19 protein-coding genes are annotated in these 15,903 nt (G+C 49.6%); 9 read left to right on the top strand and 10 right to left on the bottom strand.

Translation table 11 applies throughout. The features are described 5' to 3' along the window. The 8 genes from rplP to rplC all read right to left on the bottom strand — a co-directional run bounded on the left by rplP (position 1) and on the right by rplC (position 4,475). Positions 1 to 420, bottom strand: a complete 420-nt coding sequence (gene rplP, locus ACZ45B_RS03645) for a 50S ribosomal protein L16 (protein ID WP_024547148.1) — start codon at positions 418 to 420, stop codon at positions 1 to 3. A gap of 58 nt (positions 421 to 478) precedes the next feature. Then, a complete protein-coding gene (gene rpsC, locus ACZ45B_RS03640; protein ID WP_024547149.1) occupies positions 479 to 1,201 on the bottom strand; it encodes a 30S ribosomal protein S3 in 723 nt (240 codons plus the stop codon). 44 nt (positions 1,202 to 1,245) lie between these two features. Continuing rightward, positions 1,246 to 1,605, bottom strand: coding sequence for a 50S ribosomal protein L22 (rplV, locus tag ACZ45B_RS03635; RefSeq protein WP_024547150.1), 360 nt, complete (start codon positions 1,603 to 1,605; stop codon positions 1,246 to 1,248). Between the two features lie 15 nt (positions 1,606 to 1,620). Next, complete coding sequence (gene rpsS / locus ACZ45B_RS03630) at positions 1,621 to 1,899, bottom strand: 30S ribosomal protein S19 (RefSeq protein WP_012306686.1); 279 nt, start codon at positions 1,897 to 1,899, stop codon at positions 1,621 to 1,623. Positions 1,900 to 1,935: 36 nt separating this feature from the next. Continuing rightward, positions 1,936 to 2,763 carry a 50S ribosomal protein L2 gene (rplB, locus tag ACZ45B_RS03625; protein WP_024547151.1) on the bottom strand — a complete coding sequence of 276 codons (828 nt, stop codon included), beginning with the start codon at positions 2,761 to 2,763 and terminating at the stop codon, positions 1,936 to 1,938. A gap of 22 nt (positions 2,764 to 2,785) precedes the next feature. Beyond that, entirely contained in the window at positions 2,786 to 3,097 is a 312-nt protein-coding gene (locus ACZ45B_RS03620; RefSeq protein WP_029682035.1) for a 50S ribosomal protein L23, read from the bottom strand. 4 nt (positions 3,098 to 3,101) lie between these two features. Beyond that, a complete protein-coding gene (rplD, locus tag ACZ45B_RS03615; protein ID WP_024547153.1) occupies positions 3,102 to 3,734 on the bottom strand; it encodes a 50S ribosomal protein L4 in 633 nt (210 codons plus the stop codon). A 99-nt stretch (positions 3,735 to 3,833) separates the two neighbouring features. Then, a complete protein-coding gene (rplC, locus tag ACZ45B_RS03610) occupies positions 3,834 to 4,475 on the bottom strand; it encodes a 50S ribosomal protein L3 (RefSeq protein ID WP_024547154.1) in 642 nt (213 codons plus the stop codon). 530 nt (positions 4,476 to 5,005) lie between these two features. On the opposite strand from rplC, the gene ACZ45B_RS03605 reads away from it, so the two are divergent. From ACZ45B_RS03605 to ACZ45B_RS03595, 3 genes are all read left to right on the top strand, one after another. Then, a complete protein-coding gene (locus tag ACZ45B_RS03605) occupies positions 5,006 to 7,150 on the top strand; it encodes a polyribonucleotide nucleotidyltransferase (RefSeq protein ID WP_024547155.1) in 2,145 nt (714 codons plus the stop codon). A gap of 162 nt (positions 7,151 to 7,312) precedes the next feature. Further along, a complete protein-coding gene (locus ACZ45B_RS03600; protein WP_024547156.1) occupies positions 7,313 to 8,677 on the top strand; it encodes an anthranilate synthase component I in 1,365 nt (454 codons plus the stop codon). Positions 8,678 to 8,815: 138 nt separating this feature from the next. Further along, positions 8,816 to 9,226: a QcrA and Rieske domain-containing protein gene (locus ACZ45B_RS03595; RefSeq protein ID WP_024547157.1), complete on the top strand. Its 411-nt coding sequence runs from the start codon at positions 8,816 to 8,818 to the stop codon at positions 9,224 to 9,226. Here ACZ45B_RS03595 and ACZ45B_RS03590 read toward each other — a convergent pair. Both ACZ45B_RS03590 and ACZ45B_RS03585 read right to left on the bottom strand, forming a co-directional pair. Beyond that, positions 9,213 to 10,022 carry a carbonic anhydrase gene (locus ACZ45B_RS03590; protein ID WP_024547158.1) on the bottom strand — a complete coding sequence of 270 codons (810 nt, stop codon included), beginning with the start codon at positions 10,020 to 10,022 and terminating at the stop codon, positions 9,213 to 9,215. The two genes, ACZ45B_RS03595 and ACZ45B_RS03590, sit on opposite strands and share 14 nt — an antisense overlap. A 263-nt stretch (positions 10,023 to 10,285) precedes the next feature. Next, on the bottom strand, positions 10,286 to 10,654 hold the full coding sequence (locus ACZ45B_RS03585) for an AbrB family transcriptional regulator (RefSeq protein WP_024547159.1): 369 nt from the start codon (positions 10,652 to 10,654) through the stop codon (positions 10,286 to 10,288). Between the two features lie 240 nt (positions 10,655 to 10,894). On the opposite strand from ACZ45B_RS03585, the gene ACZ45B_RS03580 reads away from it, so the two are divergent. The 6 genes from ACZ45B_RS03580 to ACZ45B_RS03555 all read left to right on the top strand — a co-directional run bounded on the left by ACZ45B_RS03580 (position 10,895) and on the right by ACZ45B_RS03555 (position 15,859). Continuing rightward, positions 10,895 to 11,899, top strand: coding sequence for a succinate dehydrogenase/fumarate reductase iron-sulfur subunit (locus ACZ45B_RS03580; protein WP_464674996.1), 1,005 nt, complete (start codon positions 10,895 to 10,897; stop codon positions 11,897 to 11,899). 48 nt (positions 11,900 to 11,947) lie between these two features. After that, positions 11,948 to 12,514 carry a photosystem I assembly protein Ycf4 gene (locus ACZ45B_RS03575; protein WP_024546522.1) on the top strand — a complete coding sequence of 189 codons (567 nt, stop codon included), beginning with the start codon at positions 11,948 to 11,950 and terminating at the stop codon, positions 12,512 to 12,514. An 88-nt stretch (positions 12,515 to 12,602) separates the two neighbouring features. Continuing rightward, on the top strand, positions 12,603 to 13,364 hold the full coding sequence (locus tag ACZ45B_RS03570; RefSeq protein ID WP_024546521.1) for a peptidylprolyl isomerase: 762 nt from the start codon (positions 12,603 to 12,605) through the stop codon (positions 13,362 to 13,364). Positions 13,365 to 13,542: 178 nt separating this feature from the next. Next, entirely contained in the window at positions 13,543 to 14,043 is a 501-nt protein-coding gene (locus ACZ45B_RS03565; RefSeq protein ID WP_024546520.1) for a CGLD27 family protein, read from the top strand. A gap of 56 nt (positions 14,044 to 14,099) precedes the next feature. Beyond that, complete coding sequence (locus ACZ45B_RS03560) at positions 14,100 to 15,053, top strand: asparaginase (protein ID WP_024546519.1); 954 nt, start codon at positions 14,100 to 14,102, stop codon at positions 15,051 to 15,053. A gap of 65 nt (positions 15,054 to 15,118) precedes the next feature. Next, positions 15,119 to 15,859, top strand: a complete 741-nt coding sequence (locus ACZ45B_RS03555) for a cytochrome c biogenesis protein CcdA (protein WP_024546518.1) — start codon at positions 15,119 to 15,121, stop codon at positions 15,857 to 15,859. The last annotated feature ends 44 nt before the right edge of the window (positions 15,860 to 15,903 follow it).

The raw sequence follows: 15,903 nt of genomic DNA, 5'->3' as shown, positions 1-15,903 counted from the left end.
TTAGATATACTCCTCGTTGCGGGTGATGAACTTGGTTTTGATCGGTAGCTTCTGGGCCGCAAGGCGCATAGCTTCACGGGCGATCGGCTCGGCAACCCCATTCATCTCAAACATAATCCGACCAGGTTTAACCACGGCAACCCAAAATTCAGGGTTACCTTTACCAGAACCCATACGGGTTTCTGCCGGACGCATGGTAATGGGTTTATCGGGGAAAATTCGGATCCAAATCTTACCACCCCGTTTGATATAACGGGTCATCGCACGACGGGCGGCTTCGATTTGCCGGGCAGTAATCCAGCTGGGTTCAATTGCTTGGAGGGCGTAATCACCAAACTGAATATCATTGCCGCGATACGCCATTCCCCGCATACGACCGCGGTGCTGCTTCCGGAATTTTGTACGTTTTGGACTTAGCATTGTTTCCTAAAGGGTAAACAGTGATTGTGGAAAAATTAAATTGCGCCTGGGGTGCAATTTATTGTTCGCTACGGTCTTCAAACTGCTGACGCCGAGACTTACGGCGGGGCAGAGGGGCAGCACTGGCGGTAGAAGTTTCTTCTTGACCCGGAATGATTTCGCCTTTGAAGATCCAAACCTTAATCCCAAGAATTCCGTAGATGGTTTGGGCAGTCTTGTAGGAATAGTCAATGTCAGCACGGAGGGTATGCAGGGGAACCCGACCTTCACGTACCCACTCTGTCCGGGCGATTTCTGCACCGTTCAAGCGGCCACTGACCTGGATTTTGATGCCTTGCACTTCCGCTCTTTGGGCCCGCTGAATGGCTTGACGAACCACGCGGCGGAAAGAGACCCGGCGTTCTAACTGCTGAACAATGTATTCAGCGATCAGGGCGGCATCAGCATCAACTCTTGTTACCTCGATAACGTTGATGCGGATTTGACGTTGGTCACCTAAAACAGATTGGAGACCAGTTCTTAGGGATTCAATCCCGGAACCCCCACGACCGACGACAACGCCGGGGCGGGCAGTATGAATTTCTAAGTCTACTTGATCGGCTTTTCGTTCAATTTGGACTTTGGAAATGCCAGCGTTGTTGAGGTTTGCTTCAACATACTGACGAATTTTGTAGTCTTCCTGTACAAGGGCAGGATATTGTTTGGGGTCAGCGTACCACCGGGAAAGGTGTTCTTTTGTAATCCCCAAACGGAAACCAACTGGATGAATTTTCTGTCCCACGGTTTGTTCCTTTGATGTTTACGATCTACGACAAGTTAGGGGTGCTATTCAGCAGCGCCAGGGGCCACAGCAACGGTGATGTGACAGGTGGGCTTGCGGATTTGATAGGCACGTCCTTGGGCACGGGGGCGAAACCGCTTCAATACGGGGCCAGCATCAGCAAAGGCGGTGCTGACAACTAGATTGGCGGGATCTAAGCCTTCATTGTGCTCCGCGTTGGCAACGGCAGACCGTAAAACTTTCAGTACAGGTTCACAGGCACGATAGGGCATAAATTCGAGAATGATCAAGGCTTCACGGTAACTACGACCGCGAATTTGATCGAGTACCCGTCTGACTTTAATCGGAGACATCCGGATATAACGGGCGATCGCCTTGACTTCAGTTTGAGTATCGATAGTCATTGTTTTCTTTAACCCTTATCGACGTGCTTTCTTATCACTCTTGGCATGGCCCTTGAAGGTCCGAGTCGGAGCAAATTCTCCTAACTTGTGACCAACCATTTGCTCAGAAACGAAGACAGGCACATGTTGACGACCGTTATGAACGGCGATCGTGTGACCCACCATCTGAGGCAAAATTGTGGATGCCCGTGACCAAGTTTTAATCACTTGTTTGTCACCAGAAGCGTTGAGCTTCTCGATTTTTTTGAGGAGGCTGTCCGCGATAAACGGACCCTTTTTCAGTGAACGACCCATAGTTTCTTACAGCGTGTAATGAACAAAAATAGACGATTAGCGGCGACGGCGCACAATCAAAGAGCTACTTTGCTTCTTCTTCTTGCGGGTCTTCTTCCCGAGGGCTGGCTTACCCCAAGGTGTCACAGGGCCACTGCGACCGATGGGTGCTCTACCCTCACCACCACCGTGGGGGTGATCTACCGGGTTCATCACACTACCGCGAACCTGGGGACGACGACCAAGGTGCCGTGTTCTTCCCGCTTTTCCGAGTTTGAGGTTCCGCGCTTCAGCATTACCAACTTTGCCAATCGTGGCATAGCATTCTTTGCGAACCATCCGGACTTCCTTGGAGGGCAACTTGATCGTGACATAGTCACCATCTTTTGCGACCAACTGAGCGAAAGCACCAGCCGAGCGGACCATCTGGCCACCCCGACCCTTGTAGAGCTCAATGTTATGGATTTCCGTACCAAGGGGAATTTTGTGCAGAGGTAAAGCATTCCCAATTTCGTAGGGCGCTTCTTCTCCCGCAACAATGGTGTCACCAACCCCTAGACCCGCAGGCTGAAGAATGTAGCGTTTTTCGCCATCTTCATACTGCACTAGAGCAATCCGAGCATTACGGTTCGGATCATATTCAATGGCAATAACCTGGGCGGCCATGTCCCGCTTGTCACGACGGAAGTCGATCAAACGGTAAAGGCGCTTATGACCGCCACCACGGTGACGACAGGTAATTACACCACGGTTGTTACGACCTTTTTTGCGGTGCTTATACTTAGTGAGAGATTTTTCCGGTTTGGATTTAGTAATCTCCGAAAAGTCAGAGACCGTAGCCTGACGAGTTCCCGGAGTATATGGTCTAAATGAACGAATACCCATGATTTATTCAAGTGAATGACGACTATACTTCTGGGAACAATGTGATTGTATCCCCTTGGGCCAAGGTGACAACAGCCCGCTTGTACTGAGGCTTAAAGCCCACAAAGCGACCAACACGCTTCTTCTTACGGGGCGGTCTGCTGGTATTCACCTTGACGACCTTGACATTAAATAAGCTTTCGATCGCCGCCTTAACATCAATTTTGGTTGCTTTTAGGGCAACATCAAACACATACTTGTTGTCTTCAAGCAAAATTGTCGCCTTTTCACTAACAATGGGCTTGAGAATTAAATCAGCGAGGTCACGGGTTGGCACGCGGCTCGCAGTAGGCATTCTACTAGTCATTGTAAACCTCCTGGATTTTTGCCAGTGCTTCATCAGTGACAACAATCTTGCCAGCGTTGAGAATATCAAAGATATTCAAACCATCAGCAGGAACCGTTTTCACAGAAGCAACATTACGGGCAGAAAGATACACATTGTCTGTCATTTCAGCGAGAACAAGGAGTACCTTTTCACCTGTAGCTACGCCCCAACGGGACATCGCATTGACTAATTCTTTGGTTTTAGGAGCGGTGAATTCCTGAGCAAAGTTTTTGACGACGATCAGATCTTCGTTCCGGCTTTGGAATGCGGTTCGAAGCGCTAAACGACGCTCTTTGCGGTTCATTTTGAGATTGTATTCTTTGGGTTTAGGGCCAAAGATCACCCCGCCGCCTTTCCATAATGGAGAGCGGATGGAGCCAGCTCTGGCGCGGCCAGTACCCTTCTGGCGCCAAGGCTTGCGACCACCACCACGCACTTCTGCGCGGGTTTTCGTGGAAGAAGTTCCCTGACGGGCGTTGTTCAACTGACGGACAAGGGCGCGGTGAACAATATGTGCGGCATTTTCTTCTTTGGCGACTTTGAAGTCGAGGCTGGCTTGGCCAACATCTTCTCCCTGCCAATTTTTTACTGCGCAGTTAACCATAGTGATGAAGTATCGGATTATCGGTTATCAGCTAATGAAATAAATAGAGCTGTGGGTGACGTGGGCGACATAGTTCTGAAAAATCCAGAAATTTGTTGCTTAGTTTTGACCCACAATATTGCTCGGAGCAATACTTAAAAGATTGCCTGCTTTCCCAGGAATTGCACCCTTGATCAGCAATAGATTTCTTTCTTCGTCAACACGAACAACTTCGAGTTTACGGACGGTGATTTTGGTTCCACCATAACGACCAGCCATACGCTTACCGGGATAAACGCGACCGGGTGTCGTCCCTGCACCGGTAGAACCGGGAAGGCGGTGATTTTTGGAACCGTGGGTCATATTGCCTCGCTTGAAGTTATGGCGTTTTTGATAGCCAGCGAAACCACGACCAATGGTATTACCAGAAACATCGACAATTTGACCTGCTTCAAAGATGTTGGCGGTAATGGCCTGACCCAGTTCATAACTGGAGGCATCATTAACGCGATATTCCTTGAGGTGGCGCAAGGGTTCTGCTTCTGCTTTTTTGAGATGTCCCAATTGAGGCTTCGTCAAGTTCTTTTCCTTAACGTCTCCGTAGCCGATTTGTACGGAGGTATAGCCATCTGTTTCGGGCGTTTTGATTTGGGTAACGGTACAAGGCCCTGCTTGGACAACGGTGACAGGAATCGCAGTTCCCGTTTCATTGTCGAAGATTTGGGTCATACCGAGTTTAGTACCGAGGATACCGAGTGACACGGAACAGAGACCTCTATCTACTAATAGACAACATTAAAAGGCGAGTAGAAATAGTGGGAACCGTCCCGATAGGGATTGTGGTTCTTGTCTTCTACTCTGAGATATTCAGAGTGTTTTATTGCTCTGAAAACTTTTGCCTACAGGTAGTGATGCTACGCTTTACCCAAGACTTAAGGCGATCGCCCCAGTATCTTGCTGTAACTGCAGGGGGAATTGCGGCCGTAAAGGAACTGTTAGGGAAGTTGCTCTAAGACCTGAAAGCGCTGATCATCGCATCTTGATTTGATCCCAATGCTTTCTTCAAGGCAAGCTTCGTATAACTGGTTACATTTAGCCACAGGCAGCTATTGTAAATGGAAGGAGGGGGCTTTGGCAAGAAAAATATCAGAAAACTTTGACAAAAAAGCCTTGCGTGATCCTTCTGTAGGCTTTTTTGTTAAGAAATTAGCCACTTCTGGAGCCAGCATAAAGTGTTACGATTGCCACAGAACGAAGAAAAGTGATTATACACAAAAGGACAACACGCGATAATGCAAGAACATATCAAGTCGATTTCTTTCGATGGAAGAGAAATTCGACTAAAAACAGGTTTATTTGCGCCTCAGGCCGGTGGGTCTGTTTTAATCGAATCGGGTGAGACAGCGGTTTTAGTCAGTGCAACGACAGCCCCCGGCAGACAAGGGATCGATTTTTTACCTTTACTAGTAGATTACGAAGAACGTCTATATGCAGCAGGACGAATTCCTGGTGGTTTTTTACGGCGAGAAGGCCGTCCTCCTGAGCGGGCTACACTGATTTCTCGGTTGATTGACCGACCGATGCGTCCCCTTTTTCCCCAGTGGATACGAGATGATATCCAAATTGTGGCTACTACGCTTTCTTTGGATGAAGAAGTACCGCCGGATGTCCTAGCTGTTACTGGGGCTTCTGTGGCGACATTGTTGGCGGGTTTGCCTTTCTATGGCCCGATGGCGGCTGTGCGCGTTGGCCTCGTTGGGGAGCATTTTATTCTTAATCCCACCTACCGGGAAATGATTAATGGTGATCTCGATCTGATCGTTGCGGGGACGCCAGACGGGGTGATTATGGTAGAAGCTGGGGCAAATCAGTTGCCAGAAGCGGACATGATCGAGGCGATTGATTTTGCGTACGAAGCAATCCAAGAGCTCATCGAAGCGCAACGTTCCCTCTTGCAAGAATTGGGGTTAGAAATTGTCACCGCTGAACCCCCGGCTAAGGATGAAGAAGTAGAAGCGTTCATTAGCGATCGCGCCCGGGAAAAAATCAAACAAGTTTTGAGCCACTTTGATTTTGATAAAAAAGCCCGTGACACGGCCCTCGATGAAATTAAAGCAACGGAAGTTGTTGCTGCCATTGAAGCCCTGCCTGAAGATGCTCCCCTAAGGGTTAAAACAGCCGAAGAACCGAAGCTCATTGACAATACTTTTAAGGCCCTCACGAAGAAATTGATGCGGGCTCAAATCATTGAAGATGGCGTACGGGTTGATGGCCGCCAATTGGATCAGGTGCGCCCAATTTCCTGTCGGACGGCGGTGTTACCCAGGGCAGTTCATGGCAGTGGCCTATTTAATCGCGGTCTGACCCAAGTTCTGTCGATCGCCACCCTGGGAACCCCTGGAGATGCCCAGGAAATGGACGATCTTCACCCCTCCGACGAAAAACGTTATCTGCACCACTACAATTTTCCTCCCTATTCCGTGGGAGAAACTCGCCCGATGCGATCGCCTGGCCGCCGTGAAATTGGCCATGGTGCCCTCGCCGAACGTGCCCTTTTACCCGTGTTACCACCGAAGGATGAATTTCCCTATGTGATTCGGGTCGTTTCCGAAGTCTTGTCCTCTAACGGTTCTACTTCCATGGGTTCCGTTTGTGGTTCTACCCTCGCATTAATGGATGCTGGGGTTCCCATCACAAAACCCGTCAGTGGCGCCGCAATGGGCTTGATCAAAGAAGGGGAAGAAGTGCGCATTTTGACCGATATCCAAGGGATTGAAGATTTCCTTGGGGATATGGATTTCAAGGTGGCCGGAACCGCCGATGGGATTACTGCCCTCCAAATGGACATGAAGATCACTGGGCTTTCCGTTGATGTGGTTGCAGAAGCAATTAATAAAGCCCTGCCTGCCCGTCTACATATCCTCGAAAAGATGACCGAGGTGATTTCAGAACCCAAGGAGCTTTCTCCCTCTGCACCACGACTCTTGACGATCAAAATTGACCCTGATCTGATCGGGATGGTGATTGGCCCTGGTGGTAAAACCATTAAAGGTATTACGGAACAAACCCGCGCCAAGGTGGATATCGATGATGATGGCACCGTAACGATTTCTTCTTCGGAATCTGAAAATGCCGAGAAAGCCAAGCGTTTGATCGTGAATATGACCCGCAAGTTAAATGAAGGGGATGTTTACTTTGGCAAGGTGACCCGCATCATTCAAATCGGTGCTTTTGTGGAAATTATGCCTGGTAAAGAAGGCATGATTCACATCTCCCAATTGGCAGAAGGTCGTGTCGGCAAAGTGGAAGATGAAGTTGCTGTGGGCGATGAAGTGGTTGTGAAAATCCGTGAAATTGATAACAAAGGCCGCATTAACCTGACTCGCTTGGGTATTCATCCCGATGAAGCCACTGCGGCTCGCTCGACTGCCCATTAATTTAAGCCAATGTAGAGTATGAGATCTCTAGTTGTGCTCGATCCTCCAATAACCTTGGGGGATTTTTTTTTGCTTAATTTCTAGCAGAAGTTGGGCTGATTCAAATCATGGCAGGCGGCCATATGTCACAATCCTAGAAAGCTTTCATCTGGAAATGATTTTATGTGGCATTGGCGATCGCAACCCCTTGCACAACGCACCGGTTCAGAGATTTTCACGAGACTCTATGGTCAAATGACGATCGCCACCCTCCTGGAAAGTCCCTACCCCACACCCAAGGATTATCCCCAACTGTCTCGCTACTCTATCTGCGCCGGAGAACCCCGGGATAAGCAGCTCTTGACGCCCTCCCTTGGGGAGATTACTGCCTGCCTAAAGAAACTCTTGGCTAACCCGGTTGAACCGCCCCCGGCGATCGCCCATTTGCCTTTTACCGGCGGTTATCTGGGTTGGTTGGGCTATGATTTTGCTTGGGAAATTGAAACTTTACCCACCTACAATACAGATCCTTTGCCTTTTCCGGTGGCCTATTGGTATCAGCCTGATTCTTTTGCGGTGCTAGATCATGGACAGCAGGTACTTTGGTTAGCTGCGGCTGATACCCAAGCCCTAGACCAACTCGAAGCCCAGTTAATTGCACCAGTACAGCCCTCCCAGGGGGACCTAGGGGAACAATCGGCATCCTTTCCTACAAATTTTTTAAGCGATCGCCAAGCCTATACCGATGCTGTCCGCCAGGCAAAAACGCACATCCAAGCAGGGGACATTTTTCAGACAAATCTTTCCCTACGCTTTCACACCCAAACCAATCGTCGCAGTTGGGAGGTCTACCAACATCTACATCGCATCAACCCCTCTCCCTTTGCCAGCTATTGGCGATCGCCCTGGGGAGATCTAATTAGCTGCTCCCCCGAACGTTTAGTACAAAAACAAGGTCGATTTGCCCAAACTCGCCCCATCGGTGGCACCAGACCCCGGGGCAAAACCCTAAAAGCAGACCAAGCCCTAGGCGAAGAATTACAACGCAATGCCAAGGAGCGGGCTGAACACACGATGCTGGTGGATTTGGAACGAAACGATCTGGGCCGCGCCTGTACCTGGGGCACAGTGCAGGTGGATGAGCAATTTGTGCTCGAACGCTATAGTCATGTAATGCACTTAGTGAGTAATGTCACCGGAGAATTAGACCCCAACTATGATGCCGTGGATCTCATTCGGGCCATGTTCCCTGGGGGAACAATTACAGGCTGCCCAAAGGTGCGCTGTATGGAAATTATCGAGGCCCTAGAGCCCGTGCGCCGCAATTTATTTTATGGCTCCTGCGGCTACCTAGATCAGCGGGGCGACCTGGATTTGAATATTTTGATCCGGACTTTGTTATATGTACCAACACCGCATGGGCCAGCAACGGTTTACGGTCAAGTGGGGGCAGGGATTGTTGCCGATAGTGATCCAGAGCAAGAATGGGCCGAATCGTTACAGAAAGCCAAAGCCCAACGACAAGCACTGAGTTGTGAGGCGAATTAAATTGACAATGGCGATCGCCCATGAATTGCCCCTAATAAAATCAGCCATTTCTCAGAAAATCCATACAACTCCCCAAAAAGCTGTTGAAATTCGTTATAAGGATCAAAACATCCTTGCAAAATCCTGAAAAAAATTATTATGGAACGCCGTCAATTTGTTGGCCTATTCGGCCTAGGGTTACTCGCGAGCTCCTTGCCCACGATATTAGCTGCCTGTTCTGCAAATTCAAACCCGGAAGACGCTGCTGGGGAATTTACCACCGTGGGTACTGTGGGCGAACTCGATGGCAACGGCGTATTTTCTACGGAAGTTAACGGCAAAAGCGTCTATATTTTCCGCAACCCTGATGACCAAAGCCTCATCGCCCTAGACCCCACCTGTAATCATCGGGGTTGTCCAGCAGAACTCGCGGGCAATGATTTAGTTTGTGACTGCCATGGCTCACGCTTTGCCCTCGATGGCAGCTTACTTCAGGGGCCAGCAACGGCAGGTTTGTCCCGCTATGAAGTCCGCCAAGAGGGAGATAATATTCTGGTTAAAGTTGCTTAGATAGGGGGTCAGCGATCGCCTGCTCCTCTAGAGGAACAGGCCGTATCTGCACCGGGCGAGCATTGGGCAGATAGTGAGTTTGATAGGCAGCTATTTGTTCTGGCGCAAACGTGATCGGCTCAGACAACACAATCCAGCGAACACCTTCGGTACAGGGAGGTGTAGTTAAAGAACCCCAATAGCTCATGTGGCTGTCTGGCTGCTTCGGTAAAAAATCGGCGATATCAAGGGCAACAATTGTCCCTGGGTGCGGAAAGGGCCGGGGAAACCGCTGCAGCAGATGAGTAAAAGTACCATTTGCCATGTCTGTTTTAACCAAGACTGCAACAACGGCGGTCGCCCCAGTTGAATTTTGATGTACCAAATGAACTTCCATGGCATAGGCTTGCCCCTCTATGAGATGCTCACTGGGATGATGAAAATGAATCTGTTGGAGAGCATAAATGTCACTGCCAAGCTGGAAGTAATTTTCTCCGGCAGGCCGAATTTGTAGGGTCGTACCTAGGTCTTGAATAATGCCGAAGCTAGGTCGATAATGCCATTGGATCGGCTGTTCTGGCAGAAGTAAAGCAGCCAGTGGACGGGATAAATTCAGGGGAGATTGAGCTTGGCCAATCGCACATTGTTGAAAGGCGATATCCAGTTGGCCCCACCATTGAGGTCCCTGCTCTCCATAGTTCCAACGCGGGAAAGCACTGATCTGTTGTTGAGTGATGTTAGACCGAGCTAGCATCCCCAAAAGACCACAAATCCCTAGCACCACAATTAAGGCGATCGCCCAAACTTTTTTTTCCATTGCTCCTCAATTTTTTTAAGCAACAAAAAAGAGCCATGGCTCCCATGACCCCCATTAAAAATTAGTTTAGAAAATTCTCTAAAAAATCTAGCAGTCTATTCCTCGTCTAGCGAGCAGCAAATGATGAATTTTTTGCAATGATGGTGACCTGACCAGATATCTCTTTTGAGAGAAAGCTCTTAGGAAAATAAACCTCTAGACAAGCTTAGTCCTGTCACAAAAGAAATCTTAATCATTGACAGGACTTGACTTAAACGATGCTTTTAGGCTTCGTTGACTTGCTTGAGATGAATGTGCTTGTAGCCAATTTTAATTTCGAATTCATCCCCAGGCTTCAGGTTCATTTGATTTGTGTAGGTAGAACCAATCACAATTTGGCCATTTTTGTGGACACTCACACGGTAGGTGGGTTCTCTCCCACGACCATCTTGGCTACCACCAGGATCCAAGGGAAGTCCTTTTGCTTCGAGGACAGCATCATAAAAACCTGTCAAATTGACACGAGTTGAGCCATTTTTTGTACTGCTATAGCCACAAAGTTTTGCGGTTTCTCGTCGGGGCAAATGGGATAATTCCTTGACTTTACTCAGCAGAGCCTTTCCTTTTAAAGGAGTTGTCGGGATGTCACTCATATTTCTAAAACGCTTGTTTTTTTGAGTCTATTTTTTTGTCGGCAATAAACTTACCACATTTGTAAATATAACTGCAAAAATTCCCTTTTGTGCAGTTTATTTAAAAAGTGCAGCAATATTTTTTCTAAATTGCCACAGTCCTAAGGATTATTTGTTAACTTTGTCGACGATGGGGACAACGATGAAGTCTCTCCTTATAGACTAAGAAAAAGAAGTTTGTGGCAAAATAAGGGCTGGGAAATGGACATCGCCTTGAAAATTCTGCGCCAACGGCAGCGGAATGTCGCACCGGAATTCTTGACTTATCATCTTTCTGTCCCAGAAAGTACAACGATTTTAGATTGTTTAAATCAAATCAAATGGCAGCAGGATGGAAGCTTAGCTTTTCGCAAGAATTGTCGCAATACTATCTGTGGCAGTTGTGGGATGGGGATTAATGGCCGGGCAGCCCTGGCATGCAAAGAAAATGTAGGCGAAGAAGTTAACCGTTGGCGAGGGTTGCACCGGGACAATGGGGCAATTCCTCAATTAACGATTACCCCCCTAAAAAATCTGCCTGTGATTAAGGATCTGGTGGTAGATTTACAGTCCTTTTGGCAACAACTCGAAAGCATTGGCCCTGCTGTGCAGCGACAATCTCCCCAGGATCTACCGGAGCGGGAATTTCGTCAGTCTCCCACAGAGCGCGAGGCCTTGAATCAGGCTGGGAACTGTATTCTCTGTGGTGCTTGTTACAGTGAATGTAATGCTGTGGCCGTTAATCCAGACTTTTTTGGTCCTCATGCCTTGGCAAAAGGCGATCGCCTTTTGAATGATTCCCGCGATGGTATCACCGCCGCCCGCCTAGACAAATACCACCAACCGACCGCTGGCGTCTGGGACTGTACCCGTTGCTATCAATGTAACTATGTTTGTCCCCAGGGGGTCGATCCCCTAGACCGCATTACCGCCATCAAAAGTACCCTTCTCCAACAAAAAGACCCCAATACAAGCCGGGCTGTGCGTCATCGAAAAACCCTCCTCCAACTCGTTCAAGCAGGGGGCTGGGTCGATGAACGGCGTTTTGCCCTAATGGTGTTTGGTCTCCAGAGTAGTCCTGAAATTTTCCCCCTGGGGTGGCGAATGTTGTGGCATGGTAAGTTTCCGATCACCTTTGAGCCGTCAATGGGGACAGCCTCGGTGGCCGCTCTCATGGCCGAGGTGATGGCCGGAGGCAAGGGAGCGCCAGATCATCCGGTAAAATAAAGAAGATTAAATGAAATAAATTTTCTGAATTTTTCTAAAAAAACTTTTATGGCAGCACAGGTGACAACTTCAACGGATAGCATTTTACGACAGCCGATCTTAGGCTCCCGGCGTTTCAGTAACATGCTTTGGGCCAGTGTTTCTGCCATCGGCGGCATTGGCTTTTTATTGGCGGGTCTCTCGAGCTATTTTCACCAGAATTTTCTCTTGGTCAGTGACCCCAGTGATATTCAGTTTATTCCCCAGGGGGCTGCCCTAACGTTTTATGGGGTAGCAGGAACGCTGCTGTCGGCCTATCTCTGGTTTGTGTTTTTCTTGAATGTCGGCGGTGGCTACAACGAATTCAACAAGGAAACGGGTAAGGTCACCATTTTCCGCTACGGTTTTGTGGGTAAAAATCGAATTATTAATTTTCAGTATTCCCTAAAAGATATTTTGTCGATTCGGGCCGAAATTAAAGAGGGCTTAAATCCTCGCCGGGTATTGTATTTGCGGGTAAAAAATCGCGGTGACATTCCTCTCAATCGCGTAGGGGAGCCGATTCCCTTAGCTGAACTAGAAAACCAAGGGGCGGAATTGGCTCGCTTTCTGACGATTCCCCTCGAAGGTCTCTAGGCATAATGGAGATCGGTGGGCGATCGCCCTACTGACTTCTTATAATTTTTTCATGATTTTACAAACCCAAAAATTGCAACCCATTCCTATGGAACGATCCTGGAAACTGTTATGTCTGGCGCTTTTGGTGAGCAGCGTAACCCTGGGGAGTTGTGCCCCAGCCCCAGAAACATCTACCGAGAACCCAACGACCACTGCCGCAGAAGCTTACCGGCCCCGTTTGGACTGTCCTGCCACTGCAGAGGCAGAAGAAGCCGCAGCTCCCTGTGTAGCCGTTGTGGAGATGGTTTTTCAAAGTGCTTCCCCAGAAGTCAATGGCCAAACTATCCGTATCGAACTCAATGGTGCTGAAGCGCCGGTGACTGCGGGCAACTTTGTTGATTTGGTCAGTCGCGGGGTCTATGACGGAACGGCTTTTCACCGGGTGATTCGTAGCCCAGAGCCCTTTGTGGTTCAGGGGGGAGATCCCCTAAGTAAAGATGCCCAGGTTCCTCTTAATGCTCTTGGTCGGGGCGGATTTACGGATCCAGATACAGGAATTCGCCGGGATGTACCCTTAGAAATCAAACTTGAAGGGGAAGCGGAGCCGATTTACGGTCAAGGGGAGTTAGATCCGACGAAGGTGGTGCTTCCCCACAGTAAGGGGGCGATCGCCATGGCCCGTTCCCAGGCGCCCAATTCAGCTTCTTCTCAGTTTTATTTTTCCCTCGCCCCCAACGAGTTCCTCAACGGCAACTACGCGGTGTTTGGGCAAGTGACCGAAGGTATTGAGGTGCTCGACCAGATTGAAATGGGCGATCGCATCCAGTCGGCCCGGGTCATCGAAGGCGAAGATCTCCTCATTCGATAAAAATAGCTTTGGGGCGATTGAGGTTTTCCCCAGTCTTGAGCCCCCAAAATTCCAGTGACCTAAATTAATTTGGGTCACTTTTTTATTCGAAATTCCCAGGCGATCGCCCGCCCCTGGGCCTCCCCAAAAAAAAGCGATACACTGTTGGACAAAGGTTTTCTGTGGGCCAGCGCCAGTTATGAACGATTTCCAAACCACCTTTTGCCCCGTCCCCGAGGAGCAACAACCCCTCAACGAATATGACCAGCTCAAAGAATCTTGGTTTTTTAGTTGGGGTAGCACAGAGATGATCACCTACATTCGCAAGGTGATCTGGGTTTGGTTCTGGGCAACGTTGATTTTTACGCCGATCGCCTGGGCCAGTTTCCCCTTCGACCGTTACCCTGTGAAATTGGTCTTGAGCGCAAACCTCGGCGGTATGTTTCTCCTAAGTTTGATTTTGATCCGCCTCTATCTGGGCTGGCGCTATATTCGCGATCGCCTGCAAACCGAAAACCTGACCTACGAAGAATCCGGCTGGTATGATGGCCAAATTTGGCAAAAACCCGAAGCTGTGCTCCAACGCGATCGCCTAATTGTTTCTTACCAAGTGGCGCCGATCCTCAGTCGCATCCAACAAACTGGTTTAATTGTGGTGGCGATCAGTTCTAGTCTCATCGCTGGCCTGTACCTGCTCTAAAACCGCAGCGCCGTGCCCTTTCTCCTGCATTTTTTATTCCATTCATCAAAATCACCATGTCCAGAGGCAAACGCGTCCAAGCTCCCCCCCTCGAAATCAATCTCCTCCGGGAAGGCCTCAAGGAGTCTACCCACATCGCCGAAGCCGTTGTCTGTGACACCAAAGGCCGCGTCCTCTCCATGGCTGGGGATGCCGAAAGTTCTGCTTTTATCCGTTCAGCCCTCAAACCCTTCCAAGCCCTGGCCGTCATTGGCACCGGCGCCCTCGACCATTACAAGCTCACCGATAAAGATTTGGCCGTGATTTGTAGTTCCCACCAGGGGACAAAGGAACATGCGCGGCAGGTCTTTCGGATCCTCTGGCAGGCAGATCTAGAATCTGATGTGCTCCAATGCCCCATCCCCCATGGCAAAGACAGCGCCCTCGAACACAACTGCTCTGGCAAACATGCGGGAATGCTTTTGACCTGTAAATATTGCAACTGGGGCCTGGGCAGCTACATGGAAAAATCCCACCCTGTCCAGGAGCTGATCCTCGGAAAAATTGCGGAACTGTTGCACATGCCCCCCCAGGAATTTATCGGCGCTCGGGATGATTGTGGTGTGCCCACTTATCTGATGCAACTGAGCCAAATGGCCACCCTCTACGCTCACCTGGCCTCAGGCGATCGCCTGGATGTGGAGCGGGTCGTCCGGGCGATGACCTACCATCCGACCATGGTCTCCGGGCGGGGTGGTTTTGATACCGAACTAATGCGCCTCTCTGAAGGGGAAATCGTCAGTAAATCCGGGGCCGAAGGCATCCAGTGTATTGGCCGGGTCGGGGAAGGTTTGGGCCTCGCGATCAAGGTCAAAGATGGTGCAAAACGGGCGAAATATGCGGTTGCCCTCTATCTGCTCACCCGTTTGGGTTGGATTACCCCGGCTGTGTCCGATAACTTAGCAGAACAATTTCTCTCTCTCAGTCCCTACAAACGCCTCGATGTGGTGGGAGAACTGTCCCTCGTCTAGGGGCGGTTGTGGGAGCAGACCCAAGAAACCCGATACAATAGCAAACAGTCTTTTTGTACGGCACCATGTGGGAAAATCTCAGTCTGCAACTGTATCAGCTCCAGCAATTTAGCGACACCCTCGTGCGGGAGCAGCTGAGCCATTGGAGCCTGCTGAGCCTCTTTCTCGTCTTTGGAGCGGGTCTTTTAACCAGTCTCACCCCCTGCACCCTATCGATGCTGCCGATTACCATCGGCTATATCGGCAGCAACCAAGACAGTAGCCGGTTACAAACGTTTTTCCAGTCCCTCTGGTTCTGCCTTGGGTTGGCCACCACTTTGGCTGGGTTGGGTTTGGTGGCGGCGGGCTTCGGGCAAATTTACGGCCAAATTGGCATCGGTTTACCGATTTTTGTCAGTGCGATCGCCATCCTGATGGGTCTAAACTTGCTGGAGATTCTGCCTCTCCAGTTCCCTTCCCTGGGGGCGACAGATTGGATTCAAAAAGATTTTCCCACAGCTTTACGGGCCTATCTGGTGGGTTTGACCTTCGGCCTGGTGGCTTCCCCCTGTAGCACCCCGGTTCTGGCGACCCTCCTGGCCTGGGTGAGTACGACCCAAAATTTGACCCTGGGCGCGGGCTTACTCCTGTTCTATACCCTCGGTTATGTGGTGCCGGTACTCGTAGCGGGTATTTTTACAGCTTCTCTCAAGCGTCTTTTGGCCCTGCGTCAATGGTCCGGTTGGATTAATCCTGTCAGTGGTGCTCTCTTACTGGGCTTTGGTTTATTTTCCCTGCTCATTCGCCTACCCATTGGTCTTGCCTAGGGTTCTTTCGGAGTTGCTTGTTGATCAAGGTTTATTGTTTCGCC

This window comes from Picosynechococcus sp. NKBG15041c (genome assembly GCF_055380235.1).
The sequence above is the reverse complement of the archived record's forward strand: the minus strand, read 5'-3'. Positions and strand labels throughout refer to the sequence as shown.

Coding starts and splice junctions, on each gene's coding strand:
- ACZ45B_RS03605 (WP_024547155.1), top strand. CDS start 5,006: ATGCAAGAACATATCAAGTCGATTTCTTTCGATGGAAGAGAAATTCGA.
- rplP (WP_024547148.1), bottom strand. CDS start 420: ATGCTAAGTCCAAAACGTACAAAATTCCGGAAGCAGCACCGCGGTCGT.
- rplV (WP_024547150.1), bottom strand. CDS start 1,605: ATGACTATCGATACTCAAACTGAAGTCAAGGCGATCGCCCGTTATATC.
- ACZ45B_RS03555 (WP_024546518.1), top strand. CDS start 15,119: ATGTGGGAAAATCTCAGTCTGCAACTGTATCAGCTCCAGCAATTTAGC.
- ACZ45B_RS03560 (WP_024546519.1), top strand. CDS start 14,100: ATGTCCAGAGGCAAACGCGTCCAAGCTCCCCCCCTCGAAATCAATCTC.
- ACZ45B_RS03620 (WP_029682035.1), bottom strand. CDS start 3,097: ATGCCTACTGCGAGCCGCGTGCCAACCCGTGACCTCGCTGATTTAATT.
- ACZ45B_RS03585 (WP_024547159.1), bottom strand. CDS start 10,654: ATGAGTGACATCCCGACAACTCCTTTAAAAGGAAAGGCTCTGCTGAGT.
- ACZ45B_RS03565 (WP_024546520.1), top strand. CDS start 13,543: ATGAACGATTTCCAAACCACCTTTTGCCCCGTCCCCGAGGAGCAACAA.
- ACZ45B_RS03575 (WP_024546522.1), top strand. CDS start 11,948: ATGGCAGCACAGGTGACAACTTCAACGGATAGCATTTTACGACAGCCG.
- ACZ45B_RS03590 (WP_024547158.1), bottom strand. CDS start 10,022: ATGGAAAAAAAAGTTTGGGCGATCGCCTTAATTGTGGTGCTAGGGATT.
- rpsS (WP_012306686.1), bottom strand. CDS start 1,899: ATGGGTCGTTCACTGAAAAAGGGTCCGTTTATCGCGGACAGCCTCCTC.
- ACZ45B_RS03600 (WP_024547156.1), top strand. CDS start 7,313: ATGTGGCATTGGCGATCGCAACCCCTTGCACAACGCACCGGTTCAGAG.
- rplB (WP_024547151.1), bottom strand. CDS start 2,763: ATGGGTATTCGTTCATTTAGACCATATACTCCGGGAACTCGTCAGGCT.
- rplD (WP_024547153.1), bottom strand. CDS start 3,734: ATGGTTAACTGCGCAGTAAAAAATTGGCAGGGAGAAGATGTTGGCCAA.
- ACZ45B_RS03595 (WP_024547157.1), top strand. CDS start 8,816: ATGGAACGCCGTCAATTTGTTGGCCTATTCGGCCTAGGGTTACTCGCG.
- ACZ45B_RS03570 (WP_024546521.1), top strand. CDS start 12,603: ATGGAACGATCCTGGAAACTGTTATGTCTGGCGCTTTTGGTGAGCAGC.
- ACZ45B_RS03580 (WP_464674996.1), top strand. CDS start 10,895: ATGGACATCGCCTTGAAAATTCTGCGCCAACGGCAGCGGAATGTCGCA.